The organism is Methylophilus aquaticus (genome assembly GCF_030769565.1).
GTDB classification, from domain to species: domain Bacteria; phylum Pseudomonadota; class Gammaproteobacteria; order Burkholderiales; family Methylophilaceae; genus Methylophilus; species Methylophilus aquaticus.
This window is the reverse complement of record NZ_JAVCAP010000004.1, coordinates 39,248-63,365: the sequence shown is the minus strand read 5'-3', so window position 1 is coordinate 63,365 and position 24,118 is coordinate 39,248. Positions and strand designations below refer to the sequence as shown.

General features: G+C 50.2%; 28 protein-coding genes. 19 read left to right on the top strand and 9 right to left on the bottom strand.

Annotated elements, in window-relative coordinates; genetic code table 11:
* Positions 1 to 16: 16 nt before the first annotated feature.
* The 5 genes from Q9291_RS03195 (at position 17) to Q9291_RS03175 (ending at position 4,587) form a co-directional block, all read left to right on the top strand.
* Entirely contained in the window at positions 17 to 367 is a 351-nt protein-coding gene (locus tag Q9291_RS03195) for a c-type cytochrome (RefSeq protein WP_306388550.1), read from the top strand.
* Positions 367 to 1,656 (top strand): NAD(P)/FAD-dependent oxidoreductase, encoded by a 1,290-nt coding sequence (locus Q9291_RS03190; protein WP_306388549.1) that lies wholly within the window; start codon positions 367 to 369, stop codon positions 1,654 to 1,656. Before Q9291_RS03195 ends, Q9291_RS03190 begins: the two co-directional genes overlap by 1 nt.
* 227 nt (positions 1,657 to 1,883) lie before the next feature.
* Positions 1,884 to 3,065, top strand: a complete 1,182-nt coding sequence (locus Q9291_RS03185) for a PQQ-dependent sugar dehydrogenase (protein ID WP_306388548.1) — start codon at positions 1,884 to 1,886, stop codon at positions 3,063 to 3,065.
* A gap of 50 nt (positions 3,066 to 3,115) precedes the next feature.
* On the top strand, positions 3,116 to 3,700 hold the full coding sequence (locus Q9291_RS03180) for a hypothetical protein (protein WP_306388547.1): 585 nt from the start codon (positions 3,116 to 3,118) through the stop codon (positions 3,698 to 3,700).
* A gap of 8 nt (positions 3,701 to 3,708) precedes the next feature.
* A complete protein-coding gene (locus Q9291_RS03175; RefSeq protein ID WP_306388546.1) occupies positions 3,709 to 4,587 on the top strand; it encodes an SMP-30/gluconolactonase/LRE family protein in 879 nt (292 codons plus the stop codon).
* Positions 4,588 to 4,712: 125 nt separating this feature from the next.
* Here the strand turns inward: Q9291_RS03175 and Q9291_RS03170 are convergent, their stop codons facing one another.
* Positions 4,713 to 4,898 (bottom strand): hypothetical protein, encoded by a 186-nt coding sequence (locus tag Q9291_RS03170; RefSeq protein WP_306388545.1) that lies wholly within the window; start codon positions 4,896 to 4,898, stop codon positions 4,713 to 4,715.
* Positions 4,899 to 5,082: 184 nt separating this feature from the next.
* Here Q9291_RS03170 and Q9291_RS03165 point away from each other — a divergent pair, with 184 nt between their 5' ends.
* From Q9291_RS03165 to Q9291_RS03155, 3 genes are read left to right on the top strand one after another with little or no spacing between them, the layout of a single operon-like run.
* Complete coding sequence (locus tag Q9291_RS03165; RefSeq protein WP_306388544.1) at positions 5,083 to 5,763, top strand: response regulator; 681 nt, start codon at positions 5,083 to 5,085, stop codon at positions 5,761 to 5,763.
* On the top strand, positions 5,760 to 7,220 hold the full coding sequence (locus tag Q9291_RS03160) for a sensor histidine kinase (protein WP_306388543.1): 1,461 nt from the start codon (positions 5,760 to 5,762) through the stop codon (positions 7,218 to 7,220). The genes Q9291_RS03165 and Q9291_RS03160 overlap by 4 nt, the downstream gene beginning before the upstream one ends.
* Positions 7,153 to 7,959 carry a ferritin-like domain-containing protein gene (locus Q9291_RS03155; protein WP_306388542.1) on the top strand — a complete coding sequence of 269 codons (807 nt, stop codon included), beginning with the start codon at positions 7,153 to 7,155 and terminating at the stop codon, positions 7,957 to 7,959. Before Q9291_RS03160 ends, Q9291_RS03155 begins: the two co-directional genes overlap by 68 nt.
* Positions 7,960 to 8,010: 51 nt before the next feature.
* Here Q9291_RS03155 and infA read toward each other — a convergent pair whose 3' ends face one another.
* The 3 genes from infA to serB form a co-directional block, all read right to left on the bottom strand.
* Positions 8,011 to 8,253, bottom strand: coding sequence for a translation initiation factor IF-1 (gene infA, locus Q9291_RS03150; protein WP_306388541.1), 243 nt, complete (start codon positions 8,251 to 8,253; stop codon positions 8,011 to 8,013).
* Between the two features lie 90 nt (positions 8,254 to 8,343).
* Positions 8,344 to 8,550 (bottom strand): cold-shock protein, encoded by a 207-nt coding sequence (locus Q9291_RS03145; protein ID WP_306388540.1) that lies wholly within the window; start codon positions 8,548 to 8,550, stop codon positions 8,344 to 8,346.
* Positions 8,551 to 8,810: 260 nt separating this feature from the next.
* Positions 8,811 to 9,650, bottom strand: coding sequence for a phosphoserine phosphatase SerB (gene serB / locus Q9291_RS03140; RefSeq protein WP_306388656.1), 840 nt, complete (start codon positions 9,648 to 9,650; stop codon positions 8,811 to 8,813).
* Between the two features lie 157 nt (positions 9,651 to 9,807).
* Between serB and Q9291_RS03135 the strand changes: the two genes are divergently transcribed.
* Complete coding sequence (locus Q9291_RS03135; protein ID WP_306388539.1) at positions 9,808 to 10,578, top strand: Aq_1264-related membrane protein; 771 nt, start codon at positions 9,808 to 9,810, stop codon at positions 10,576 to 10,578.
* Between the two features lie 61 nt (positions 10,579 to 10,639).
* Here the strand turns inward: Q9291_RS03135 and Q9291_RS03130 are convergent, their stop codons facing one another.
* Positions 10,640 to 11,176: a response regulator transcription factor gene (locus Q9291_RS03130; RefSeq protein ID WP_306388538.1), complete on the bottom strand. Its 537-nt coding sequence runs from the start codon at positions 11,174 to 11,176 to the stop codon at positions 10,640 to 10,642.
* Positions 11,160 to 12,452: an ATP-binding protein gene (locus tag Q9291_RS03125; RefSeq protein WP_306388537.1), complete on the bottom strand. Its 1,293-nt coding sequence runs from the start codon at positions 12,450 to 12,452 to the stop codon at positions 11,160 to 11,162. The genes Q9291_RS03130 and Q9291_RS03125 overlap by 17 nt, the downstream gene beginning before the upstream one ends.
* Positions 12,453 to 12,606: 154 nt before the next feature.
* Between Q9291_RS03125 and Q9291_RS03120 the strand changes: the two genes are divergently transcribed.
* The 10 genes from Q9291_RS03120 to Q9291_RS03075 all read left to right on the top strand — a co-directional run bounded on the left by Q9291_RS03120 (position 12,607) and on the right by Q9291_RS03075 (position 22,101).
* Positions 12,607 to 14,007, top strand: a complete 1,401-nt coding sequence (locus Q9291_RS03120; RefSeq protein ID WP_306388536.1) for a c-type cytochrome — start codon at positions 12,607 to 12,609, stop codon at positions 14,005 to 14,007.
* Positions 14,008 to 14,031: 24 nt separating this feature from the next.
* The gene (locus Q9291_RS03115) at positions 14,032 to 15,372 is read left to right on the top strand and encodes a c-type cytochrome (protein WP_306388535.1); all 1,341 of its coding nucleotides are present in this window, start codon (positions 14,032 to 14,034) and stop codon (positions 15,370 to 15,372) included.
* Positions 15,373 to 15,544: 172 nt separating this feature from the next.
* On the top strand, positions 15,545 to 16,021 hold the full coding sequence (locus Q9291_RS03110; protein WP_306388534.1) for a DUF2244 domain-containing protein: 477 nt from the start codon (positions 15,545 to 15,547) through the stop codon (positions 16,019 to 16,021).
* 265 nt (positions 16,022 to 16,286) lie between these two features.
* A complete protein-coding gene (sucC, locus tag Q9291_RS03105) occupies positions 16,287 to 17,456 on the top strand; it encodes an ADP-forming succinate--CoA ligase subunit beta (RefSeq protein ID WP_306388533.1) in 1,170 nt (389 codons plus the stop codon).
* Positions 17,457 to 17,458: 2 nt separating this feature from the next.
* Positions 17,459 to 18,340, top strand: coding sequence for a succinate--CoA ligase subunit alpha (gene sucD / locus Q9291_RS03100; protein ID WP_306388532.1), 882 nt, complete (start codon positions 17,459 to 17,461; stop codon positions 18,338 to 18,340).
* A gap of 13 nt (positions 18,341 to 18,353) precedes the next feature.
* The gene (locus Q9291_RS03095) at positions 18,354 to 19,364 is read left to right on the top strand and encodes an ankyrin repeat domain-containing protein (RefSeq protein WP_370530732.1); all 1,011 of its coding nucleotides are present in this window, start codon (positions 18,354 to 18,356) and stop codon (positions 19,362 to 19,364) included.
* Positions 19,365 to 19,377: 13 nt separating this feature from the next.
* On the top strand, positions 19,378 to 20,982 hold the full coding sequence (locus Q9291_RS03090; protein WP_306388654.1) for an NAD+ synthase: 1,605 nt from the start codon (positions 19,378 to 19,380) through the stop codon (positions 20,980 to 20,982).
* Between the two features lie 50 nt (positions 20,983 to 21,032).
* Positions 21,033 to 21,371 carry a P-II family nitrogen regulator gene (locus tag Q9291_RS03085; protein ID WP_306388531.1) on the top strand — a complete coding sequence of 113 codons (339 nt, stop codon included), beginning with the start codon at positions 21,033 to 21,035 and terminating at the stop codon, positions 21,369 to 21,371.
* 65 nt (positions 21,372 to 21,436) lie between these two features.
* On the top strand, positions 21,437 to 21,781 hold the full coding sequence (locus Q9291_RS03080) for a DMT family protein (RefSeq protein WP_306388530.1): 345 nt from the start codon (positions 21,437 to 21,439) through the stop codon (positions 21,779 to 21,781).
* Between the two features lie 98 nt (positions 21,782 to 21,879).
* Positions 21,880 to 22,101 carry a PEP-CTERM sorting domain-containing protein gene (locus Q9291_RS03075; RefSeq protein ID WP_306388529.1) on the top strand — a complete coding sequence of 74 codons (222 nt, stop codon included), beginning with the start codon at positions 21,880 to 21,882 and terminating at the stop codon, positions 22,099 to 22,101.
* 77 nt (positions 22,102 to 22,178) lie between these two features.
* Here Q9291_RS03075 and kdsB read toward each other — a convergent pair whose 3' ends face one another.
* Genes kdsB through lpxK form a run of 3 tightly spaced genes read right to left on the bottom strand, consistent with a single transcriptional unit; the run spans position 22,179 to position 24,117 of the window.
* Positions 22,179 to 22,919, bottom strand: coding sequence for a 3-deoxy-manno-octulosonate cytidylyltransferase (gene kdsB, locus Q9291_RS03070; RefSeq protein ID WP_306388528.1), 741 nt, complete (start codon positions 22,917 to 22,919; stop codon positions 22,179 to 22,181).
* A gap of 2 nt (positions 22,920 to 22,921) precedes the next feature.
* Positions 22,922 to 23,104 carry a Trm112 family protein gene (locus Q9291_RS03065; protein ID WP_306388527.1) on the bottom strand — a complete coding sequence of 61 codons (183 nt, stop codon included), beginning with the start codon at positions 23,102 to 23,104 and terminating at the stop codon, positions 22,922 to 22,924.
* Positions 23,101 to 24,117, bottom strand: a complete 1,017-nt coding sequence (lpxK, locus tag Q9291_RS03060; RefSeq protein ID WP_306388526.1) for a tetraacyldisaccharide 4'-kinase — start codon at positions 24,115 to 24,117, stop codon at positions 23,101 to 23,103. The genes Q9291_RS03065 and lpxK overlap by 4 nt, the downstream gene beginning before the upstream one ends.
* Between the last annotated feature and the right edge of the window lies 1 nt (position 24,118).

The window sequence follows — 24,118 nt, the reverse complement described above, 5'->3', positions numbered from 1 at the left end:
ACTTTCGGGGGAAGAGATGAAAAGTCACTTTAAAGCCACTGCATGGAGCCTTTTATGCATGCTGCTTGGCTCGAATATCTGTTACGCAATCGATCCAGCCATACCACTGGCAGCCTCCTGTGCTGCCTGCCACGGCCCACAAGGAAACAGCATGGGCGTCACCCCCACCCTGGCCGCGTTGAACCAGGATTATTTTATCCAGCGCATGCAAGGCTTTAAAGATGGATCTGTACCATCGACCGTGATGCACCATCATGCCAAAGGATTGACCAATGACGAGATTTCGGCATTGGCCTCCTATTTTGCAGCACAACCACGGCGCACACCAACTCCGTTGCCGCATCAAACCTTTCAGGGAGCACAATAATGCGTGAATTCCCGCAACATAATCTTTCCGCTGCATCCCGCAGACAATTTGTCCGCGCAGTGATTTATGGTGGACTGGCCTTTGCCGGACTCCCCGCCTTTGGTCGCGCAAGCAGGCCGCCACTGGGGCATGTGGTCGTGATTGGTGCAGGCTTTGCCGGATTGACTGCAGCCAAGTATCTGCGTGACTGGAGTGGTGGCAATATTGCTGTCACCCTCGTAGAACCCAATTCCCAATTCGTTTCCTGCCCGCAAAGCAACCTGGTACTGGGTGGCAGCAAAACACTGGATGACCTGAGTTTTTCGTACCAAACGGCTAGAAAGCGTCATGGGATAAACTGGGTAAAAGACAGCGCGATCGCCATTGACGTGCAGAACAGGCAATTACAATTAAGCCGGGGAACGCTGGCTTATGACAAACTGATCCTGGCGCCAGGCGTAGACTTTGATTACAGCCATATTCCTGGTATGGCGATACCAGTCGCGGATATTCCGCACGCATGGAAAGCAGGCAAGCAAACACTGCAACTGCGCCAGCAACTGGAAAGCATGCCTGATGGCGGCAATTTTGTCATGACCATTCCCAGAGGCCCTTACCGCTGCCCGCCCGGCCCTTATGAACGCGCTTGCCAGGTGGCACATTATTTCAAACAGGCAAAACCACGCAGCAAAGTGATTATTCTGGATGCCAATCCGGATATCACCTCAAAAAAAGGGCTGTTTCTGCAAAGCTTCAAAAATCAGTATGACGGCCTCATTGAGTACCACAATAACAGTGAAATTATCTTGCTGGATCCTGTCAAAAAGACAGTTAAAACAGATTTTGAACAGGTGCAGGCAGATGTGCTGAATGTGATTCCGCCGCAACTGGCTGGCAAAATTGCACAATCGGCAGGCTTAAACAATGTCGATCAGCGCTGGTGCGAGGTCGATTTTGTGACGTATGCTTCCAGTGCACATCCGGACATTCATATCATTGGTGACAGCATTTCCGCCGGGCTGCCCAAGTCTGCACACATGGCGACTTCACAGGCCAAAATCTGTGCCGCAGCCATTGTGGACATGCTGGCAGGACAATCGCCCAATCCGCTGCCCGTATTTGCCAACACCTGCTACAGCTTTGTCGATGACAAACAAGCCATCCATGTGGCAAATGTCTATCGCTATGATGCGCAGAAAAAAACCATGGTTTCAGCAGAGGGCGGGGGCGTATCTTTACAAGCCTCGGTGCAGGAAGGAGATTTTGCGCAAGCTTGGGCACAAAATATCTGGACAGATACGCTGAACTAATTGGTGATTACAAGCCTCGAAGTAAAGGGCACCTCTATTCATTCAAATTCCGTTGCGATACTGCGTTGCGCATAAAAATTTTCTCCTTACATATCCACTATATGCAGCGTCTAATTTTTTAATCGCGCCAAGGCTTGCTTAGCAATTTGAATGAATAGAGGCGCCCTAAACATAGATACTCCTCACAAGTTCGCATGCGTATAACAAAAGATGACTCAACATCGCACATGATCAAACTGTCAACACTAGTGGCAATGGTATGCACCAGTGTGATTTTTGCCGTCAGCTTGCATTATGTACGCGCCCAATCACCAGAGGTAGATGCATCTTTATCCAGCCTGCAAGTGCCGGATGGATTCAAATTAGAGCGGTTTGCAGATGTCAGCCAACACGGCATGCCGCGCATGATGATCTTCGATAAACAGGGCAATCTGTACGTCACGCTTGTCAATACCGGGCGTGTGTTACAGTTGGATACGGCAGGAAACAGTATCGTCATTGCGCAAGGATTAAACGCACCGAATGGGATTGACCTGCTGCAAGAGGATTTACTCGTCGCCGAACAAACTGGCATTGTCAGATTACATCGACACAATGATGGCTGGTCCGCACCTGTTCCATTCATACGCAACCTGCCTGCCGGCGGCCACGGCTTAAAGTCGGTAAAAGTTTCACCAACAGGCGATATATTTGTGAATGTAGGTTCCAGTTGCAATGTGTGTGTCGAAGACAACCCCATGCGGGCCACTTTGCTCAGGTTTACGCAGGATGGCCGTCCAGCAGGCGCTCTGCTGACCGTTGGTCGTCATACGCAAAGCGCCATCTGGGCGCATGGACTGCGTAATAGCCAGGGGCTGGCATGGCACCCGCAAACTGGCGAGATGTTTGCCACCAATGAAGGGGCTGATAACCGCAGTGCCGTGAAAAACGGGCAGATCAACGACGACACTCCTCCTGAACATTTAAATCGCATAGAGGCCGGTAAACACTATGGCTGGCCTTATTGCTGGGGCAATCTTGCGCAACCTGACAAGCTGTTTCAGGACCCTAATTTCACAAGTGATTCGAATACTTGTGCTGTCTCGCAAGCACCTGCACTGATGTTTCCAGCCCACAGCACGCCCATAGGCATCAGTTTTTTACACAACAGTAAATTTCCAGCGGATTACCAACCAGATGCCATAGTTGCACTGCATGGATCATGGAATCGTAAACAGCCCAGTGGTTATGCGCTGCTACGTGTACAATTCAGGAACCAGCAACCAGTGGCAGCCTTTCCTTTTGTGACAGGTTGGCTGCAAGGCACCCAAGCCTGGGGCAGGCCAGTGGACGTGATTGTGGGTCCTGATGGATGGCTTTATGTGAGTGACGATAAAACCGGCTGGATATACCGCATTCGCAGGCGTTAATAACCCAATTTAATCACACCCTGACCAGCGTTTTTGAAGGAGTTTTTAACATGAAATTTTTTACGCTTACCGTGAGCACACTGCTGCTCACATTAACCTGGCATGGCGCCATGGCAGAAACCAGTTCTTCCTTAGTCATTCAGGTACCTGAGTCTTTTTATAAACACCCAGTGCGACTATTAAACCCCTATCTAAACTATTGGCATAACCGCGCTGAGGCAGCCGAAGCTGTTGGACTAAGCAGTTTTCAGTCGCAACACTTTACCACTTCAAGTTGTGAGACAGAAGCCAAAGGCCAGGCACTGGTAGTCATCGAACCCAATATGTTTTACAACCCGCAAACCGGGGTCTTTTACAGTGAAATCACAGCCAAAGTGTATACCCAGTCAGCGGCGGACAGTGCACTTGGCAAACCGCTGATGACCGTCAAAGGCCAGGGCCAGTCACGCGGCTGGCTAACGCACAATGTTGAATATTTCACGCATCAATCCTACCAGCAAGCATTTGACCAGATCATTCAGCAGTTGCAGCAAAGCACAGCTTTCCAGCAGTCTGTAGCGCAGGCCCCCGTACAAACGTATCAAGCCTTGTGCACCAGTATTGATACGTTAAGCCAACCCAAACTCTTTTTTTAGGAGACTGTATGCCTTTGCAAAATTACGCACGATACCTGCGTCAACTATTACCTGTACTGCTACTCGGCAGCAGTCCTCAGTTGTATGCGCAGGCGCTGGAGCCAGTCAAGGGATTACTCACCCCTGAATCGGTCGTCCAGGACACGGATGGCAAAATCTATGTATCAGAAATCAATGAATTTGGTAAGGATGGGGATGGTCAGATTCGCGTCATTGATCATGGCAAAAATACAGTCCTGATCAAGGGCTTGGATGATCCCAAAGGCCTGGCTATCTCAGGAAAAATGCTTTATATCGCGGACAAAACAAAAATTCTGCGTGTGGCGCTTGACCACAAACCGGCCAAGGCCGAAGTGTTTGTAGCCGCCGTAGACTTTCCAAGAATACCCCAATTTTTGAATGATCTGGATGTCGATGCACATGGCAATCTGTATGTCAGTGACAGCGGGGATATCATGGGTGCTGGCAACGGCGGCGCGGTGTATAAAATCACCCCCAACCACACATTGAGCTTACTGATAGATGGCAACCAGGATCCGCGCATTCTCGCGCCGAATGGCTTGTTGTCTGATGCCAAGGGCACGCATTTGCTGATGCTGGATTTCACTTCCGGCGTGTTGTATGACTATACACTGGCGAACAAACAGCTGACAGAAGTGGCCAATGGCTTCGGCGGCGGTGACGGGATCGTGAAACAAACCGATGGAACGATTTATGTCAGCGACTGGAAGTCAGGCAAGGTATTCCGCGTCAATTCGGACCATACCATCACCCTGATCAAGGAAGGCTACCAGTCCGCTGCGGATATTGCATTGAGCCATGACGGCAAACATCTTTTGGTGCCAGACATGAAAGCTGGTGTACTGGATCCTCTGCCTTTAAAATAATCGCCCTCTCACAGCACAAAAAAAGCCACGCATGAAGCGTGGCGAATGTGAGAGGATACACATGAAACAATCAATCATTCGGGGAGTATCCCGCAGGGAATTCGGTCACCCCCCGAAGTCATGACTTACTTGCTTTGCGCAGACTTTTTATCAAGCTCCTTTTGAGAGTTGACCGCTGGCTGCGCGACAGCGTGTTTGGCGACCTTGCTATGCTTGTTAATCTCAATCTGGTCGTGCGGGGATGGGTTAGTCCCGGCCAGTACATGCAGTGAAAGTAATAGACCCAACATTGCCAATGCAGTTGTTTTCATCGTCTCGCTCCTTGAATCAATTATGATTTTGATCATGTGTGAGCCACCATCTGTCTGCCCACGATGAAACAATACGCCAAGCGCCTTACATGCAACTTACGCTTTTCTTGCACGAAACTTACAAATCAGAAAAGTCAGCAGAGTGCGATACACTGGCGTTGATTGAACTTGGGAACCATTTAGCATGCGCTTACTAATAGTGGAAGATGACTTTGTGATTGCCAACGGCCTGGTACGCGCGCTGACGCAAGCGCAATATGCCGTGGATCATGTGGCAGATGGCAAACTGGCACTGCGGGCCATACAGGATGGCGTATATGACCTGGTAATACTTGATCTGGGCTTGCCTGCAATGGATGGCGAACAAATACTGTCGCATCTCAGGCAACATGCCAACCCAGTAGCGGTACTGATCTTGACGGCCAGAGAGGATGTGGCCACCAGAGTCCAGGCACTGGATTTGGGCGCAGACGACTTTTTAACCAAACCTTTTCATCTGGAAGAGTTGGAAGCCAGAGTGCGCGCACTGATACGCCGCAGTAAACTGGGCAATAATTTACCCCTGCAATGTGCCAATCTTAACCTGGATATTGCCAACAAACTGGTGAGCATCGGCGACCAACCCATCACCCTCTCTGCACGCGAGTTGCATTTACTCGAGACCTTAATGCTGCGTATGGGAAAAATCATTACCAAAGACCAGATCATGGAGTCCCTGTGTAATTGGGATGAATCATTGGGAGACAATGCCATTGAAGTCTACATTCACCGACTGCGAAAAAAAATAGAACCGAGTGGTGCTAAAGTGCGTACCATACGTGGACTAGGCTATCTGCTTGAAGCGGAACAAACATCAGCCTCATGAAAGCCCCTAGCTCCCTCAAAAACCAGTTGCGCCTGTGGCTGTTGTTAACCATGCTGGCCGTACTTGGGTTTTCTGCTGCCATTTCCTATTCACGCGCCCTGCACTACGCAACCCAGGCTTACGATCAGGCATTGTTACGCACGGTACTCGCACTGTCTGACGAAGTCGTGATTGATGCTGATAATCGCGTAAAAATTGAACTGCCAGAAGTGGCAAGCCACTTGCTCAGTTACAACGATGGCGACACCATTTACCTGCGCATTACGGCCCCGGATGGCAGCCTGGTGTCTGGCAGCCCAGCCTTACCATTGCCAGCCAAGCTGCCAGCAAGCAATGAACATGTCTATTTTAACAGTGCCATTCAAGGCAAACCTATACGCGCAGTCGCTTTTGCATTACCAGTCAGTGCCGCGGCTAACGCAAGCAACATTCTGATTGAAATGGCCGAAACCACCGGCACACGTGATGCCATGGTCGCAGAAATGGTGGAAGAAATGCTGTTGCCACAAGTGCTGATGATGCTGTTGGCAGCTATCGTCATTGAAATAGGCATTCACTTTGCGCTCAAGCCCATGCATGACCTTAAAGAAGCCTTGCATCAGCGCTCACACCGCGACCTGAGCCCGCTAGAGACACACACTACCCTGCTGGAAATGCAACCATTGATTCACGCCATGAATGGTTTGCTTAAGCGCGTTAAAACCGGCATGCAACAACAGCAGCAATTTATTGCCGATGCCTCTCACCAACTACGCACACCGATAGCAGGCCTGCAAACCCAGGCAGAACTAGCGCTCAGAAATGTAGAACATCCGGCACAAAGAGAAACGCTCAGCTTTATGCTGCGCAGTGCAACACGCCTGTCACACCTGATTCAACGGCTGCTGAGCATGGCCAGAACAGATGCTGCCAGCACACAACTCAGACGAGACCCTGTGTCTCTCACCAGCATTATTCATGAAGAATGTGCGCGCTGGATAGGCGCGGCCACCGACAAACAACTGGAATTGGAAGTACAGATTGAAACCAGCCATGACCAGATTTTGGGCGACGCGCTGATGCTCTCCGAAATGCTCAACAACCTGCTAGAAAACGCCATTGAATATACGCCCGAACAAGGCGTGATCCAAATACGCCTCTGGAAACCGGACAAGCAACTGCTATTGCAGGTTACCGACAGCGGCATCGGCATTCCAGAGGATCAAATAGAACGTGTGTTTGAGCGTTTTCATCGCCTGGACCCCAATCAGGGAAATGGCTGTGGCTTGGGATTAGCAATTGTGGCTGAAATTGCAGAACATCATGATGCAGAAGTGTCCATTTCTGCAGGTTTAAGGCATCCACAGACACACACCACAGGCAGTCAATTCACGGTAAAATTCAATTCTTATGACCCATTGCCTGAGAACGCTCGCCTTGCAAGCGCTGACCCACAGCGACCCATCACAAAAATGTAGCCGGGTCGAAGCCTTGTGGCAAGGCTTGATCACAGGCCAATACAGTATTGTCGCTGATAAACACATGACACCCTCAAGCGCTATTCCTGGTCGGCCGCCACAGCCGGCACTGGTGCCGCCAGGCCAGGTTAAACGACGCGCAATGCATACAGCAGAAGGCCGAGCGGCACTGATTCATGCCCTTGCCCACATTGAATTCAATGCGATTAATCTGGCTCTGGATGCTGTCTGGCGCTTTGCAGGCATGCCGGATGACTACTATCGCGACTGGCTGCAAGTGGCCAAAGAAGAGGCTTATCACTTCACCTTGTTACGTGCGCACTTGCAAAGCCTGGGCAGTGATTATGGAGCCTTTGACGGCCACAACAGCCTGTGGGAAATGGTCGAGAAAACACAATCGGATGTATTGGCGAGGATGGCTCTGGTGCCCCGTACGCTCGAAGCGCGTGGCTTGGACGCCAGTCCGCCACTTAAACAAAAGCTGGTGCAGGCAGGAGACCATGCTGCCGCCAGTATTCTGGATATTATTCTGCGTGATGAAATTGGGCATGTGGCGATTGGCAACCGCTGGTACCACTGGGTCTGTAAGCAGCGTGCACTCGACCCACTCAGCACCTTTGAACAGCTATGTAGGCAGTTCCAAGCACCTAAACTCAAGCCTCCATTTAATATGGAGGCGAGGAAACAGGCCGGATTCAGCGAAGCCGAGCTGGCATACCTGAATGGGGAGTATTTGTAAAAACGAGGGGCAAACTAAAAAAGCCGGGGCTGACACAGACGCCGCTGATGATCATCTGGTGAACGGTTTTCTTGGTTCGAGATGCCTGAATGTAATTCTACCCTTACCCATGTCATAAGGTGACATTTCAATGGTAATTTTGTCGCCTGCCAAAATGCGGATTTTGTGTTTGCGCATTTTGCCGCCGGTATAAGCGATCAGTTTATGACCGTTATCCAATGTGACTCTGTAACGTGCGTCGGGCAGAATTTCCGTCACAGATCCTTGCATTTCAATGAGTTCTTCTTTAGCCATGTAGATAGATTCCTTTAGCAAATAAAAAAAGCCCGGATATCCGGGCTTTTTCCGGTGGATTAGTGACCTAATCCATGGAGTCGCGCTAACTTATTCAACGATTTGAATGTTGGCGGCTTGTTTGCCTTTAGGCCCAGTCGCTTCTTCATAAGAAACGCGCTGATTTTCTCTCAAGCTTTTGAAGCCAGCAGATTGAATTGCAGAAAAGTGTGCAAACAAATCTTCGCCGCCATTGTCTGGAGTGATGAAGCCGAAACCTTTTGAATCGTTAAACCATTTAACTGAACCTGTTGCCATGAAAATATCCTTAAAAAAATAAAAAATGGGAGCTATACCCAAGGACGAGGATCAAGATGGCGGGAAGTAACGATAAAACCAAAAGATAAAACCAGAAAACAACAACACTACTTGAGCTTCGTAAGGACGCACTATGCACGTTATATTTGAGAATAGCAACAACTATTTAACAGAAATTGAAAATAAATCAATTACATAAACATGCAAAGCGCGCAATTTTCAGAAAATATTTAATAAATAAGAGCTATATCCATATTGCATCAGGCAGAAAGCAGATTAGCCACCCCGTCCAACCCGACTACATTGAGCGCATACGTCGCCTGCTGCTGAACAACCGGTTTTGCGTGATAAGCCACACCGATTTCCGCTACTGACATCATTTTCAGATCGTTGGCACCATCACCAATGGCGATGGTTTGCGACGCCTGCAGGCCGAGCTGATCACGCAATTTAAGCAGCTCTTCTGCCTTGCGCTGTCCATCTACAATATCTCCAAGTACCTGACCGGTCAGTTTGCCATCGATAATTTCCAGAGTATTAGAAACGGCGTAATCCAGTCCCAGCGTTTGTTTCACATAGTCAGCAAAAAAAGTAAAGCCGCCGGACACCACCAAGGTTTTGATGCCGTGTTGTTGGCAGGTGTTGATCCACGCTTGCGCACCAGGATTAAATTGCAGACGTTCGTCTATCACTTGCTGCAGGGCCGATTCTGGCAGTCCTTTGAGCAGCGCCACGCGTTTGCGCAGGCTGGCGGAAAAATCCAGTTCGCCGCGCATGGCGGCTTCGGTGATTTCAGCTACTTGCGACTTGATGCCCATCATATCTGCGATTTCATCTATGCATTCGATACTGATCAGTGTCGAATCCATGTCCATCACGCACAGACCAAACCTGGGCAAGCGATGCGCGTCCTGCACCAGCGTGCAGTCAAGACTTTGCTGTACACAAAACGCATTCACTTCATCGTAAACGCCTTCTGCCACAGGTAAATAGTAGGCTTGTTCGGCTATTTGCATAAACTGTGCATGCCCGCCGACCAAGCCGTGAATGTGAGTGAGATGTGCCAAATGAATACTGGAACCTTGGACGACTAAACGCATCATACTCACCGCTTGAAAGTAAAAAGCTAATTATACCAGCAGCTATTAGAGTCGCTGATTTAAACGCATTTTTGGGATTTAATCCGTTTATAGTTTGCGGCAAGCAATGGTATTCTTGCAAAAATTGTAAAAACAATCAAAACCCCCGGGGAAAGTAATGAAACAAGATTCACAAACCTTGCAATGGCTCAACTTGCCTAACCTGCCTGTGCCACTCAAGGCTTTATTTGTCGGTTATTTGCTGGTGATTGGCGTTGGCCTGTGCATGGCTGGCTTGCAGATCATGCTCACACACGGCATGGCGGACGGCAAGGTAGGATTATCTGTGAATGATATTGTGTACAGTTACTACGGTGACCGTAGCGGCACCAAACTGGCCAGCAAACTGAATGGCTCCATGTCAGACAAGGCTCCCTTGGAAGTGCGTCAAGACATTATCAAGTGGGCACAACAAGGCGCACCAGAAGACCAGTGGGCACCGCACTTCAAAGAGGTGTTTGCCAAGCACTGTGTCATGTGTCATAGCCAGATTCCGGGGATTCCCAACTTCACCAAGTACGAAGAAGTGAAATCACGTGCCGAAGTGAACGAAGGGGCCACGATCAGCGGATTGACAAGGGTTTCACACATTCACTTATTCGGCATCAGTTTTATTTTCTTCTTTATCGGCCTGATTTTCAGTTTTGCAGTGAACGTCCCCAGAACACTCAAAGTGGTTGCGATTATTTTCCCGTTCGCATTTTTGATTGTGGACGTGATGTCGTGGTGGCTGACCAAGCTATCACCGCACTTTGCCTGGCTGACGATCATCGGCGGCATAGGGTATAGCCTGGCATCGAGTTACATGTGGGTGGTCAGCATGTACCAGATGCTGGTGTTGTCGCGCAATGGCAAAGTCTATGGCAATGCCTGGGCAGAGGATTTGTAACGGCTCCAATCACTTAAGAGAGCATCTGGCTTTAACCATAAAACCGCGCAATCGCGCGGTTTTATTTTTTGGCCGGGTATTTGGCCAGTTTGCGCTGCAAGGTGCGGCGATACATATTCAGGCTTCGCGCAGTGGCTGAAATATTACCTTGATGTGATTGCAGCACACGCTGAATATGCTCCCATTCCAGTCTGTCCACCGACATCGGATTGGGCGCGATTTCGGCCTGGGTATTGCCTTCGGTTTTGTGTAAGGCTTCTACGATATCGTCAGCGTGAGCGGGTTTGGATAAGTAGTGGGTGGCGCCCAGCTTGACCGCTTCCACGGCGGTGGCAATGCTGGCATAGCCAGTCAGTACCACAATGCGCGTCTGTGGGTCGCGCATGTGCAATTGCTTGACCAGCTCCAGCCCGGAGGGGCCGGGCATCTTTAGATCTATCACCGCGTATTCCGGCTCAAACTGGTCGGCCAGCACCATTGCGGAGGGCACGTCCTCGGCGGTTTCCACCGCAAACTGGCGCTTGCGCAAGGCGGTTGCCAGCACCTGCCTGAACGTTTCATCATCATCCACCAACAGCAGTTTAGGCAGTTCTGTCATGGTTGACCCTTAGTATCAGACTATCCAGTGGCAACACGATATGGGTGAGCGTGCCTTGTTGCGGATGCTTGCTTAATGTGACCGAGCCGCCAAATCGCTGAAAAATCAGGCGTGACAAGTACAAGCCCAGGCCCAGCCCTTCTTGCGCCTTGGTACTGTAAAACGGTGTTCCCAGTTTTTTGCTGGCATTTGCACTCAAGCCAGGGCCGAAGTCACGAATATCCACATGTAACTGCAGGCTGTCATCAAGCACAAGCCAAGTGGCGTGTACTGCAATTTTTTCTGGCGAAGCATCCGCTGCATTATCCAGCAGATTAATCAGGGCATGGCGCAAGGTACGGTCAACGCTGATCACCGGGGGTTGCAGTGTTGAAGCGCACTGGTATTCAACCTTTACGGCGGGACGGATATCCTGCCAGCGATGCAGGGTTTGCAATAAAAAAGTATACACATCCACCGGACTACCTGACTCGGCTTTGGCCTGTCCAACAGAAGAGGATAATGAAGTCAGGATTGTTTTACAGTGTCGAATCTGCGCTTGCAGAATCTCAAGCGAAGTCTTGAGTTGCGCATCCTGCGGATAATCATGCAGCAACTCCTGCGTGACCACAGCCATGGTCGACAGCGGGGTGCCCAACTCGTGGGCAGCCGCAGTCGCCAAGGTACCCAAGGCCAGCACCCGCTCGCTTTCCAGCACTTTTTCACGCGCATGCGCCATGCGCAAATCAGACTCGCGCAAATTCTGGCCGATGCCTGTCACAAACAGGGCGATGATGCCTGCACTGATCACAAACCCCAACCACATGCCGACCAGATGAATATCCAAACTGCGGCCATTGATAAAGTGCATGTGCAAATGCGAAATCGGCTGGTAGTAAAACACCAGCAAGGTATAGCTGACAACCATCAGCCCTGCCAGCAACAATACGCGACTGCGTTTGAGGGTGACAGTCGCCACACTCAGCGGTAACAAATACATCCATACCAGCGGATTGCTATATCCGCCTGTAAAGTAAAACAGCAAGGTCAAGGCGCATACATCAGCCAACAATTGTAAAAACAGTTCTGCCTCGTGGATGGCACGATTGCGTTTCAGCCTGTAGAGCGAGATGACATTGAGCAACACCATGCCAGTCATTGCCAGTGCAATTGGCAGCTTGGGCAAGGGAATATGCAGGCTGAACAAGATCGCTGCAATGATCAACAAAAACAAAATCATCACGGTGCGCAACATAAACAGGCGCATCAGGTTGGAGCGAGAAGGTTTGTCAGGCATGGACAGCATAGCCGCCATTATAGGCAACTGACAGAAAACCGCGACTGCGACAGATTGTCACGCGACGTTATGTCACTTTCTGTGCACCCCCTATTTTCTTAAGATGCGCTACCCCAAATGCCTTTTCTAAAACACGATTCAAGGGAGCGCAACCATGTTTGATTACCCGATTTTTGAAATGCCCTTGCTTGGGCATCGATTTCTGTTTGCATTCGATGCCATTTTGCATGTGTTTATTTCACACGGCGCCGCCGTAGGCGGTAGCATCATTTTAATGCTGAGCCAATGGCTGGCGATTCGCAATAATGATCGAAAATTAGATGAACTTTCATACAAAATATTATTTACCTTTTTCATTCTGGCGACGGCAGTAGGCGCACTCACAGGCATCGGCATCTGGATTCACATCAACATCATCAATCCCGCCGCCATTGGCGCGTTGCTGCGGGTGTTTTTCTGGAAATGGTTTATCGAATGGATTGTGTTTAACGTCGAGATGATTTTCTTGCTCTGGTGGTTCTTGAGCTGGAAATCTGCACCATTGGGCACGCCTGCCAAGGCCAAAAACTTTAAACTCGGCATGACCTATGCCATTGCTTCATGGTTCACCATGGCGATTATTACTGCCATTTTGGGCTTTATGATGACGCCAGGCAATTGGCTAAAATCGTACTTTCCCGCAGAGCCGGACTATTTAGCCGCCTTATTCAACCCGTCATGGATTCCGTCTTTAGGCTTCCGTACGTTCTGGTCAATTGCCTGGGCTTCAGCCATGGCCATGTTGCTTTCTTGGCTATTTACCCGCAACGACACTGAACTGCGCCAGAAGGCTATGCGTTTATATGGCACCGTGCTGTTGGCGTGTATTCCGCTATTCTGCCTGTTTGGTGCCTGGTATTACGACCAATTTCCGCAAGCAGCCAAAGACTTGTTCTGGATGGGGGCGATTACCCGCCGTTTGGCCGCACACCCTGAGTATGCCACCTATCTGATGGTCGGTTTGTCCTCCATGGTATTGGCAGGGGCAGTTTCGCTGTATGCAAAACCCAAACGCACCCCCCTGGTGATGGCCGTCATCATGTTGTTTGGCTCCATGGGTTTGATTGGCGAATTTGAACGCGTGCGCGAGTTTGTACGCAAACCTTACATCATTTATGACTATATGTACGCCAATGGCGTGCGCGTGGCCGATGTGCCTTACCTCAACAAGGACGGTTATTTGAAACATGCGGCATTTGTGCCGCCTGAGTTCCGTAGCGTGACGCCAGACAACAAACTGATGGCAGGCAAATACTTGTATCAGATGCAATGCCGCTACTGCCATACCGTCAACGGCATCAACGCGATACGCACGCGCATTCAAGGCATGGACGAGCAATCTATTTTCATCCGGATTGGTGCCCTTAACTCGCCAGCCACGCCTTTTATGCCACCCTTTACCGGCACTGAAGAAGAGCGTCACGCCCTGGCTGCCTATCTCGATTACATCCGCGTCAACAAGGTGGAGTCAGAAGATGACCTGGTCAAATCCTCCGCCCCTGTCTACGCCCATTAACCGTATTGTTGAAGGAAGATCACAATGAAATTTAATATTATTCCAGGTGACATCCCCTTGCCACTGCCCACAGGTGGGCTGGAGTTCATGGAGCCCGTGTTTCATGCCTTGCTGGTGGTGTCATGGGTAATCCATATTTTATTTATCAACGTCTTGCTGGGGGCTTCATTTGCCTCGGTCTATTTTAATAAACGCGGGGTCAACGAGAAAAACCCAGTCTTTGACAAAGTGGCCTATTTACTCACCACACCTGTGACAATTTCAGAAAACATGGGGGCCTTATGGGGCGTGGCACCGTTGTTGCTGGTGAGTATTTTGATTACACCTTTGTTTTACTCGGCCTCTATCATGAACTCGCCGCACTGGTTACACATCATCTACGGCAACATCGTGGCTTTTTTGCTTTCTTATTTGTACAAATACACTTGGCATACCCTGCATGCGCGCAAATCCTTGCACATCCTCATCGGCACCATCGCCGTGGCCATGTTTTTCACCCTGCCATTGGCGTTTATGAGCACCGTGCAATTGGCGATGACGCCAAGCACCTGGACCTACCACACCCATTTTTGGGACATTTTACTCAGGTCTGATACTTTCTTCCGCCTAGTGCATTTCTATTTGGCCAGTTTTGCTGTGACAGGTGTATTTATGCTGGTTTACGGCATGTATAAACGCCGCAGCGACGACCCTGAAATTGTAGAAGCTGGCAAAGTGCTTACCCGTACAGGTAAAAGCTGGTTTTTAGTGCCTACTGTCATCAACCTGTTTATCGGTCCACTGGTGCTGTTCAGTTTCCCTGACTACGGCATTGAAGCATTTTTCAACCACGGCTTTCACTGGCTCATTGTGCTGACGGTGCTGGTGGTGGTGTATGCAGGCTATCAGCTACTCAAGGATTTTTTTAACGATGACCTGCCAGCCAGCAAAGTATGGTCGGTGGTAGCAGTGATGTTCATCGCCGTGGTGTCGATGGCGACCTTGCGTCATGGCATGCGTATGGGCTTGATTTCTCCTGTGTTGGCCGCCTCAAAAGCCAAAACCGAAGCCTTCCAGAAAGAATCCTTGCTGGCGTTTGAAGCTGCGCAAAAAGCCCAAAGCGAAGCACCTGTGGTCACACAACCTGCTGGCATGGCTTTGGCAGAGAAACACGGCTGCCTGGCTTGCCACAATGCCGAAGTCAAAGTCGTGGGGCCTGCCTACAAAGACGTGGCGCAAAAACACTACAGCGCTACACAAATTGTGCAGCTGGTGCATCAGCCCAAGCCCGAAAACTGGCCTGGCTACATGCCTATGCCACCGATGCCACAAGTACCGCCTGCGGATATTGCGCAGATTGCGGATTGGATTAACAGTCTGAAATAAGCAGCGCAAAACAGACGCACCTTGCTCACCCAAGGTGCGTCACCTTACTGCGACAACATGCCGCATGGGCAAGCTGACTTGCCATGACTACAATGGGGTTTGTGACGGTGATTTGTGGTGAGCCAACCCCTGAGATTGACACATCGTTACTGAATCTGCCGAAAGCCCAATCATGCTGCTGTTTGAACACCCATCCGACACCCATACGCGTATCGTCATTCAACACAATCAATCCTGCTCGCGCACGTTGATGCATAAAATCATCACGGGTTTTTCAGTGTGGTTTTTGCTGATGCTTCTGGTCTGTCTGCAATTCAATGCTTGGCCTGTGATGCTATTTGCGTTTTTGAGCATCCTGGCGGTGACCTTGTCATTTCAATATAGCCTACAACAAGCGGCCAACCATGAGCAAATGACCTTACAACCGCCACAATTGGTATGGGAAGAGAAAAAGAACGGACAATATCGCCGCCATACCTTTGTCAGTGGCTGGCTGAAAGTGGAGGCCGCATTTGCCACCAATGGCGATTGCGAGCAACTGATGCTCTCTGTCTCGGGCAAACGTTTGACCATTGCCCAACACGCCACCTATGAAGAACGCGCGCAACTCTATCAATTTTTAAAATCAAACGTTGGTCAAGCCCGCTAACTCATTTAAGGGTGCCTCTAAAAATTCAAATTACTAAGCCAGACAAGGCGCGAGTAAAAAAATTTGACGCCGCATATAGTTGATATGTAAGGAGAAATTTTTTATGGGCAACGCAGTATCGCAACGGAACTTGAATTTTTAGAGGTGCCCTTAATGCCGATCTCAATGTAACCTGCCTGATGGCAGGTTTTTTTTCACCTCAAGCTAGCCTTGTGCCCGCATTTGCGCGAAAATAGCCCCTTAATCATCAGAATTAATTTTTTTCATGAATCTGCACGAATATCAAGCCAAACAACTGTTACAAAAATACGGTTTGGCCATCCCGACCGGCCTGGTCGCCCAATCAGAAGAAGCTGCCGCTGCCGCCACCAAGGAGATTGGCGGGGAAGCCTGGGTAGTAAAGGCGCAAGTCCATGCCGGGGGACGCGGTAAAGCGGGCGGTGTAAAAGTCGTCAACTCTGCGCTCGAAGCACAAACTGTTGCCGGCAGCTTGCTGGGCAAGCATCTGGTCACCTATCAAAACGCACCTGATGGTCAACCTGTTCATCAGGTACTGGTGGAACAAACCTTGCCCATCGCGCGTGAACTGTATTTATCCATGCTGGTAGATCGCAGTCTGGAACGGGTGGTGATGGTAGCCTCGAGTGCTGGCGGCATGGATATTGAAGAAATTGCGGCAACACAGCCGGAAAAAATATTGCAGGAAGTCTGCGACCCGCTCAATGGACTGGTGGATTTTCAGGCACGTAATCTTGCATTCGGTTTAAGCTTGGCTGGCGAGCAGATTGCAGCCTTCACCAAGCTGGCCAAAGGACTGTATAAACTGTTTAAAGAAAATGATTTGTCCTTGCTCGAAATCAATCCGCTGATTGTGACGGCCGAGGGCAAGCTGGTGGCACTCGATTGCAAAATGACGGTGGATGACAATGCTTTGTACCGCCAGAAACAGTTTGCAGAAATCCGCGACTGGTCACAGGATGATGCCAAAGAAGCCGAAGCCCACCATGCTGGCCTCAACTATATTGCATTGAATGGCAATATTGGCTGTATGGTGAATGGTGCTGGCCTGGCGATGGCCACCATGGATTTGATTAAATTACATGGCGGCATGCCAGCCAACTTTCTGGACGTAGGGGGCGGTGCTACCGCAGAAACCGTAACAAAAGCCTTCAAAATCATTCTGGCCGACCCGCAAGTCAAAGCGATTCTGGTGAATATTTTTGGTGGCATCATGCGGTGTGACATTATTGCCACCGGCATCATCACCGCGGTCAAAGAAGTGGGCATGACGATTCCGGTGGTGGTGCGCCTGGAAGGTACCAATGTCGAACTGGGCAAACAAATGCTGCGCGACAGTGGCTTGAATATTATCTCGGCAGAGGGGCTGACCGATGCAGCCAAACAAGCCGTTAAAGCAGTGAATGAAGGTGTGTAGTCATGGCGATTTTAGTCAATAAAAATACCAAAGTATTGTGCCAGGGCTTTACCGGCAAACAGGGGACCTTCCATTCCGAGCAAGCGCTTGCTTATGGCACGCACATGGTGGGAGGCGTAACGCCTGGCAAGGGGGGCCAGCTGCATTTAAACCTGCCGGTGTTTAACACCATGCGTGATGCCGTACGTGAAACACAGGCCAATGCCAGCGTTATTTACGTGCCACCACCGTTTGCTGCCGACTCGATTCTGGAAGCTGCCGATGCCGGTATTGCACTGATTGTATGTATCACCGAAGGCATTCCGGCGCTGGATATGCTGAATGTCAAAGCAGCCCTCAAAGCCAACGGCGTCAAACTGATCGGCCCGAACTGCCCCGGCGTGATTACCCCGGATGAATGCAAAATCGGCATTATGCCGGGCAATATTCACCAACGCGGCAAAGTGGGTGTGGTTTCGCGTTCTGGCACGCTGACATACGAAGCGGTGCACCAGACCACGGCATTAGGTCTTGGGCAAACGACCTGCGTGGGAATTGGGGGCGATCCGATCAAAGGGCTGAACTTTATTGAATGTCTGGATCTCTTCCAGAAAGACCCTGAAACTGAAGCCATTATCATGGTGGGCGAAATTGGTGGCAGCGATGAAGAGGCTGCAGCCGACTTTATCAAACACCACGTCACCAAACCGGTAGCCGCTTATATTGCAGGCCTCACTGCCCCCAAAGGTAAACGTATGGGCCATGCCGGGGCGATTATTTCCGGGGGCTCCGGGCGTGCAGAAGATAAAATTTCTGCACTGGAAGCGGCTGGTTGCGTAGTTGCAGACTCCCCGGCTGGTCTGGGCAAAGCCGTGCTGCAAGCCATGCAGCGCGCTAAACAATAATGCTGGAGGCTGCATGAACCATACGCAATGGACTAAACACTTACTCTGCCAGTTACTGATTGGCTTGGGCCTAGTGTGTGGATTGTCGCTGAACGCAATAGCTGCGGACAAGCAAAATACAGAGGAAGTCAGCATGAGCACAGATGCGGATGTGCCCTACCTGATGATTGCTGCATCCAAGGGCGATGTGGCCACCGTCAATGCCTTGCTTAAAAGCGGTGCCAACCCGAATATTACCGACGCTGACAAAATCACCGCATTGATGTACGCCGCGCGTAAAAACCGCGCGGAGGTGATTCGCACACTGATAGACCATGGTGCCGAAGTTAACACCAGGGACCAGGGCGGCTGGACGGCACTGATGTTTGCCGCAAAAAAGAACAATATTGACGCAGCCAAAGCTTTGATGGAAAAAGGGGCTGACGTTAAAGCACGTGACCCGGCAGGTTGGAGTGCCTTGGGCCTGGCAGCCACTTCTGGCTTTAGTGAGCTGGTTGACTTGATTATTGCGCGCGGGTTTGATGCCAATGTTAAAAGTAGCGATGGCAAAACAGTATTGATGTATGCCGCCCAAAGTGGAGACGTGCCGACCATTACTGCAGTGTTATCTCATGGTGCGGATGCTAACCTGAAGGACAAGCTGGGCACTACGGCACTGATGATTGCCGCCCGCGAGGGCCATGCACCAGCCGTGACCTATCTGGTGGAGCATGGTGCAAAAGTGGACGAGGAAGATGAGCAAGACTGGACAGCGCTCACATGGGCTGTTAAAAAAAACCAGTTCGAAGTGGCCAAAACGCTGCTTGATCACCAGGCCGATGTCAATCAGAAAGATAGTCAGGGAACACCTCTGCTGCATATCGCTGTCAGTAACAACGCGCCCGACATGGCGAAACTGCTGCTGGAAAACAAGGCGAATGTCAAAACGCGCGACCAATATGGCCTGACCGCCTATGTGTATGCACTGAAGGCACAAAACCCTGCCTTGGTCGAACTGATCAAAGCCGCAGGTGGCCGCTATTAATGCCATTCGCAGTATGAAACTCGCCATTGCCCAAATGAACAGTGTAGTTGGCGCCATGCAGGCCAACGCCGAACATATTCTCGTCTGTGCGCAGGAAGCCTATGCACAAGGTGCGCGCATGCTGCTCACACCAGAACTTGCATTATGTGGCTACCCACCCGAAGACCTGTTGTTCAGACAAGACTTTTATGCCGCCAATCAACGCAGCCTCACCTGGCTGATCAGCCATTTACCTTCAGACATGGCAGTAATTATTGGGCATCCACATGCGGTTTCCGGCAAACGCTACAACGCTGCCTCAGTGATCCACTCTGGCAACATTCAGGCAACCTACCACAAACACATCCTGCCAAATTACAGTGTATTTGACGAAGAGCGTTATTTTGAAGCAGGGCATTTACCGGTAGTGTTCGAATGGCAAGGCACACGTTACGGCTTGATGATTTGCGCTGACAGCTGGGAGCCCGGCCCCGCGTTACAAGCCTTGCAAGCCAACGCGCAAGTCCTCCTCACCATCAATGCCTCACCCTACCACATACAAAAACAGCTGACCCGCTATCAGGTATTGCGGGACAGGATCAAGGAAACCGGCTTGCCGATGATTTATGCCAATATGGTAGGTGGGCAGGATGAACTGGTATTTGATGGCACATCGTTCGCCATGAACAGCAAAGGCGAACTCATGCAGGAGCTGCCAGCTTTTGAAAGCCATCTGGGATATATCAGTTTACAGCAGGGCCAGCCTCTGGCGGCGGACATCCCCGACACACTTAGCCCTGAAGCTGCCGTTTACACAGCACTAAAACTGGGCCTGGCTGATTACGTCAATAAAAACGGCTTTCCTGGCGTGGTATTGGGCTTGTCCGGGGGCATAGACTCGGCACTGACACTGGCGATTGCGGTAGATGCCCTGGGCAAGTATCGCGTCAAAGCGGTCATGATGCCCTCTGAATTCACTGCAAGCATCAGCCTGGAAGATGCCGCCTTGATGGCAAAACTGCTCGGCGTAGAGTATAGCGTGCTACCGATCAAGCCCTTGTTTGAAGGGTTTTGCAGCACACTGGCTGAAGAGTTTGCAGGCCAAGCATTTGATACAACCGAAGAAAACCTGCAGGCGCGCATCCGCGGCATGTTGCTGATGGCGATCAGCAATAAATTTGGCAGCATGGTGATCACCACCGGCAACAAATCAGAAACTGCGGTGGGATACAGCACCTTGTATGGCGACATGGCTGGCGGGTTTGCGCTGATTAAGGATGTGCCTAAAACGTTGGTCTACAAACTGGCAGAATATCGCAACAGGCTGGGCATGGTAATTCCAGAACGCATCATTACACGTGCGCCCAGCGCCGAGCTGCGTGCAGATCAGACCGACCAGGACAGCCTGCCATCCTACGAGATTCTGGATGGTATTATGGAGGCCTACGTCGAGCGCGACAAAAGCCCGGAAGACATTATCCGCATGGGGTATGCTGCCAAAGATGTGCAGCGCGTCACCCGCCTGATTGATCGCAATGAATACAAACGCAGGCAGGCTGCCGTCGGCGTGCGGATCACTGAGCGCGGCTTTGGCAAAGACAGGCGCTACCCGATTACTTGCCGCTTGGCATTTGAATAAAACCCTACCCTTGCGTAGAATGACAAAAAAGAAATAAACACGGAGCACATATGAAAAAAATCGAAGCCGTCATCAAACCCTTTAAACTCGATGAAGTTCGCGAAGCCTTGTCTGCGATTGGCGTAAATGGCCTAACCGTGACAGAGGTTAAAGGCTTTGGCCGCCAGAAAGGGCATACCGAACTCTATCGTGGTGCCGAATATGTCGTCGACTTTCTGCCAAAAATCAAAATTGAAGTGATTTTGGCTGGGGATATGGTGGACAGTGCCATTGAGGCAATTATCAAGGCAGCGCACACCGGCAAGATCGGTGATGGCAAGATTTTTGTCACCAGTGTTGAGCAAGTCATTCGCATCCGGACAGGTGAAACTGGCGAAGCTGCAATCTAGAACTAAATTCCTTTCACGCGACCAGCCGCCGAAAGAGTGGCAGGTCACCCTCACTAGGGTCAATCATGTCCCCTGTCCTGATTAAAACCATCCTGTTGCTCAGTATTTCCAATCTGTTCATGCTGTTTGCATGGTATGGTCACCTGAAAAATCTGGCGAGCAAGCCCTGGATTATTGCAGCGCTGATCAGCTGGGGTATTGCCCTGGTTGAATACCTGTTTCAGGTGCCAGCGAATCGCATCGGCTACACCGAGCTAAATCTGGCACAACTAAAAATTCTGCAAGAGGTGATTACGCTCACACTATTTGTCCCCTTTGCGCTGTTTTACATGCAGCAACCGTTGAAATGGGATTATGTGTGGGCAGGATTGTGTCTGCTCGGGGCGGTCTATTTTATTTTCAGGAGCTAGCCTCAGACACTGACCCGAAAGAGCTATTTATTTGCATGAGCATGCTGTTCATAATTGTACTCATCAAATAGACGAAGTCATCCAATCGGGAGTGTTGCATGTTTATCAAATTATTAGTGTCTGCCCTGCTCCTGATTCAAACAAGCAGCTTTGCAGCGACAGCAACAATGTTTAACACTGACCCGCTCATGGCAACCGACTATCGCTCTACGCATGCAGACACTGCAAAACCTGTTGCAGAACCAGAAACAGAAGAGATGATACTGATGGGACTCAGTTTGATGGGAGTGATCGCTTTCCGTCGCAAAGTAAATGCATAAGCACTCGAATGCTTGGCAAGCTTTTTCAAACCAGCTATAAATAACCCAAAAAAAAGTAATCTGGTTAAAAACTCTATTTAATTTTCGGTAAACAGCTGGCGTACAGCCTGCAGATCCTCAGGGGTATCGACACCAGTAGCAGGGGCTTGATCTGTGACAGTAACGGCAATTTGATAGCCATGATACAAGACCCTTAACTGCTCCAGACTCTCGACTTTTTCGAGTGTAGTCGTGGCCAGGGTCGCATATTGTTTGAGAAATCCGACCCGGTAGGCATAAATACCGATATGTCGATAAGCTTGAATAGCCTGTTGATAAACCGTATCACGTGGGTAAGGAATTGCTGCGCGACTGAAATACAGCGCTTGTTGCTTGTGATTTAACACCACTTTAACAATATTAGGGTTATGCAAAGCATGCGCATCATGCACCGGGTGGCATGCTGTAGCCATTACAGCTTGTGTGTCCATAGCCAACATTTGAGCCACATCGTTAATCAATGCAGGGGAGATCAGCGGCTCATCGCCTTGCACATTGACGACAATCATCTCATCTGCCCACCCTAACTGCGTCACCACCTCGGCAATTCTGTCGGTGCCTGAACTATGATCTTCACGCGTCATCACCGCCAAATAACCATGCTCCGCAGCCACCTGCATAATCAGCGAATAATCGGTAGCAATCACTACAGAGGCTGCCAAACTTTTGCTGGCCTGCTCAGCCACCCGCACCACCATCGGTTTACCTGCGATATCCAGCAGCGGTTTTCCCGGCAGGCGGGTACTGGCATGACGGGCAGGAATGACAACATTAAACATGTTTACTCACTATACTCATGCTCTTCAAGGCGTCGCGCTTCGTCTTCAAGCATAACCGGGATACCATCACGTACTGGATAGGCCAATCGTGCATTTTTTGAAATCAACTCTTGTTTTTGTTTATCATAGACCAGAGGCCCTTTAGTCACAGGACAGACTAAAATTTCTAATAATTTAGGATTCATATTCGCACTCCATTGCGTTGTTCCAACAAGCCCAGCACACAGAACATCAGCGACTTGGTGTGGCCTATCGGCTTTAATTCAGCATCCACCGGCAAATACCAGGCATTTTCCAAGCCCAGATGCCGACATTTTACGGCATCCTTCTCGGTCATCAGTATGGTTTTTTTTCCAGTTTCGGCAAAGTCCTGTGGGGTATACATATGATGATCGGCAAAGACACGTGACTCAAATTGCAACCCCTGCTGCTTCAGGGTATCAAAAAAGCGTTGCGGGTGGCCGATACCGGCCACTACAATTAACGACTCGCCACGCAAAATATCAACGGTAGCATGTCGTGAAGAATCGCTCACGGCCAGCCAGTGTGCACTGTGCAACTGAAGTTGAAAACTTGGCAGGGTGTGTGCCGAATCGGGCAAATCACCGCTTTCAATAATCAGATCAACGCTGGCCAATCTCTGCAAAGGCTCACGTAATGGACCCGCAGGGAGTAATCGATGATTCCCCAAGCCTCGAGGACGATGCACCACAGCAATTTCTATCGTACGTTGCAAGGCATAATGTTGCAGGCCGTCATCACAAATCAATACATCACAAGCAGGATAGGCGTCTAACAATGCTTGTCCTGCCAGCACACGCTTGGCATGCACCCACACAGGACACCCGCTGCGCTGCGCGAGTAACACAGGCTCATCACCAAATAAGACCGGGGCACTGCAAGCACTTACTTCTCCGTGGTGCTTTCCGCCGTAACCGCGACTCAAAATTCCGGGTTGATAGCCGGCAAGCAGTAATTGTTCAGCAAGCCACAATACTACGGGGGTTTTACCCACTCCACCGACTGAAATATTGCCAACCACAATCACCGGGACCGCCAGACGAGTACTGGAAAACACTCCACACTGGTATAAGCGTTTACGGCAGGCCGTCAATGCTAAAAACACCCATGAAAGTGGCAACAACAGGCATTGCGCCCATCCAAGCTGTTGCCATTGTTGTTCAAACCATGTGCGCAAA

Bases quoted from the DNA above. Each gene is read 5' to 3' on its own strand.
- Q9291_RS03090 (WP_306388654.1), top strand. From the start codon at position 19,378: ATGAAACTCGCCATTGCCCAAATGAACAGTGTAGTTGGCGCCATGCAG.
- Q9291_RS03170 (WP_306388545.1), bottom strand. From the start codon at position 4,898: ATGAAAACAACTGCATTGGCAATGTTGGGTCTATTACTTTCACTGCAT.
- Q9291_RS03165 (WP_306388544.1), top strand. From the start codon at position 5,083: ATGCGCTTACTAATAGTGGAAGATGACTTTGTGATTGCCAACGGCCTG.
- Q9291_RS03135 (WP_306388539.1), top strand. From the start codon at position 9,808: ATGAAACAAGATTCACAAACCTTGCAATGGCTCAACTTGCCTAACCTG.
- Q9291_RS03185 (WP_306388548.1), top strand. From the start codon at position 1,884: ATGATCAAACTGTCAACACTAGTGGCAATGGTATGCACCAGTGTGATT.
- Q9291_RS03065 (WP_306388527.1), bottom strand. From the start codon at position 23,104: ATGAATCCTAAATTATTAGAAATTTTAGTCTGTCCTGTGACTAAAGGG.
- kdsB (WP_306388528.1), bottom strand. From the start codon at position 22,919: ATGTTTAATGTTGTCATTCCTGCCCGTCATGCCAGTACCCGCCTGCCG.
- Q9291_RS03075 (WP_306388529.1), top strand. From the start codon at position 21,880: ATGTTTATCAAATTATTAGTGTCTGCCCTGCTCCTGATTCAAACAAGC.
- Q9291_RS03125 (WP_306388537.1), bottom strand. From the start codon at position 12,452: ATGCCTGACAAACCTTCTCGCTCCAACCTGATGCGCCTGTTTATGTTG.
- Q9291_RS03155 (WP_306388542.1), top strand. From the start codon at position 7,153: ATGACCCATTGCCTGAGAACGCTCGCCTTGCAAGCGCTGACCCACAGC.
- Q9291_RS03180 (WP_306388547.1), top strand. From the start codon at position 3,116: ATGAAATTTTTTACGCTTACCGTGAGCACACTGCTGCTCACATTAACC.
- Q9291_RS03175 (WP_306388546.1), top strand. From the start codon at position 3,709: ATGCCTTTGCAAAATTACGCACGATACCTGCGTCAACTATTACCTGTA.
- Q9291_RS03160 (WP_306388543.1), top strand. From the start codon at position 5,760: ATGAAAGCCCCTAGCTCCCTCAAAAACCAGTTGCGCCTGTGGCTGTTG.
- Q9291_RS03130 (WP_306388538.1), bottom strand. From the start codon at position 11,176: ATGACAGAACTGCCTAAACTGCTGTTGGTGGATGATGATGAAACGTTC.
- Q9291_RS03190 (WP_306388549.1), top strand. From the start codon at position 367: ATGCGTGAATTCCCGCAACATAATCTTTCCGCTGCATCCCGCAGACAA.
- Q9291_RS03120 (WP_306388536.1), top strand. From the start codon at position 12,607: ATGTTTGATTACCCGATTTTTGAAATGCCCTTGCTTGGGCATCGATTT.
- sucC (WP_306388533.1), top strand. From the start codon at position 16,287: ATGAATCTGCACGAATATCAAGCCAAACAACTGTTACAAAAATACGGT.
- serB (WP_306388656.1), bottom strand. From the start codon at position 9,650: ATGCGTTTAGTCGTCCAAGGTTCCAGTATTCATTTGGCACATCTCACT.
- Q9291_RS03195 (WP_306388550.1), top strand. From the start codon at position 17: ATGAAAAGTCACTTTAAAGCCACTGCATGGAGCCTTTTATGCATGCTG.
- Q9291_RS03085 (WP_306388531.1), top strand. From the start codon at position 21,033: ATGAAAAAAATCGAAGCCGTCATCAAACCCTTTAAACTCGATGAAGTT.
- Q9291_RS03115 (WP_306388535.1), top strand. From the start codon at position 14,032: ATGAAATTTAATATTATTCCAGGTGACATCCCCTTGCCACTGCCCACA.
- Q9291_RS03080 (WP_306388530.1), top strand. From the start codon at position 21,437: ATGTCCCCTGTCCTGATTAAAACCATCCTGTTGCTCAGTATTTCCAAT.
- sucD (WP_306388532.1), top strand. From the start codon at position 17,459: ATGGCGATTTTAGTCAATAAAAATACCAAAGTATTGTGCCAGGGCTTT.
- Q9291_RS03095 (WP_370530732.1), top strand. From the start codon at position 18,354: ATGAACCATACGCAATGGACTAAACACTTACTCTGCCAGTTACTGATT.
- infA (WP_306388541.1), bottom strand. From the start codon at position 8,253: ATGGCTAAAGAAGAACTCATTGAAATGCAAGGATCTGTGACGGAAATT.
- Q9291_RS03145 (WP_306388540.1), bottom strand. From the start codon at position 8,550: ATGGCAACAGGTTCAGTTAAATGGTTTAACGATTCAAAAGGTTTCGGC.
- Q9291_RS03110 (WP_306388534.1), top strand. From the start codon at position 15,545: ATGCTGCTGTTTGAACACCCATCCGACACCCATACGCGTATCGTCATT.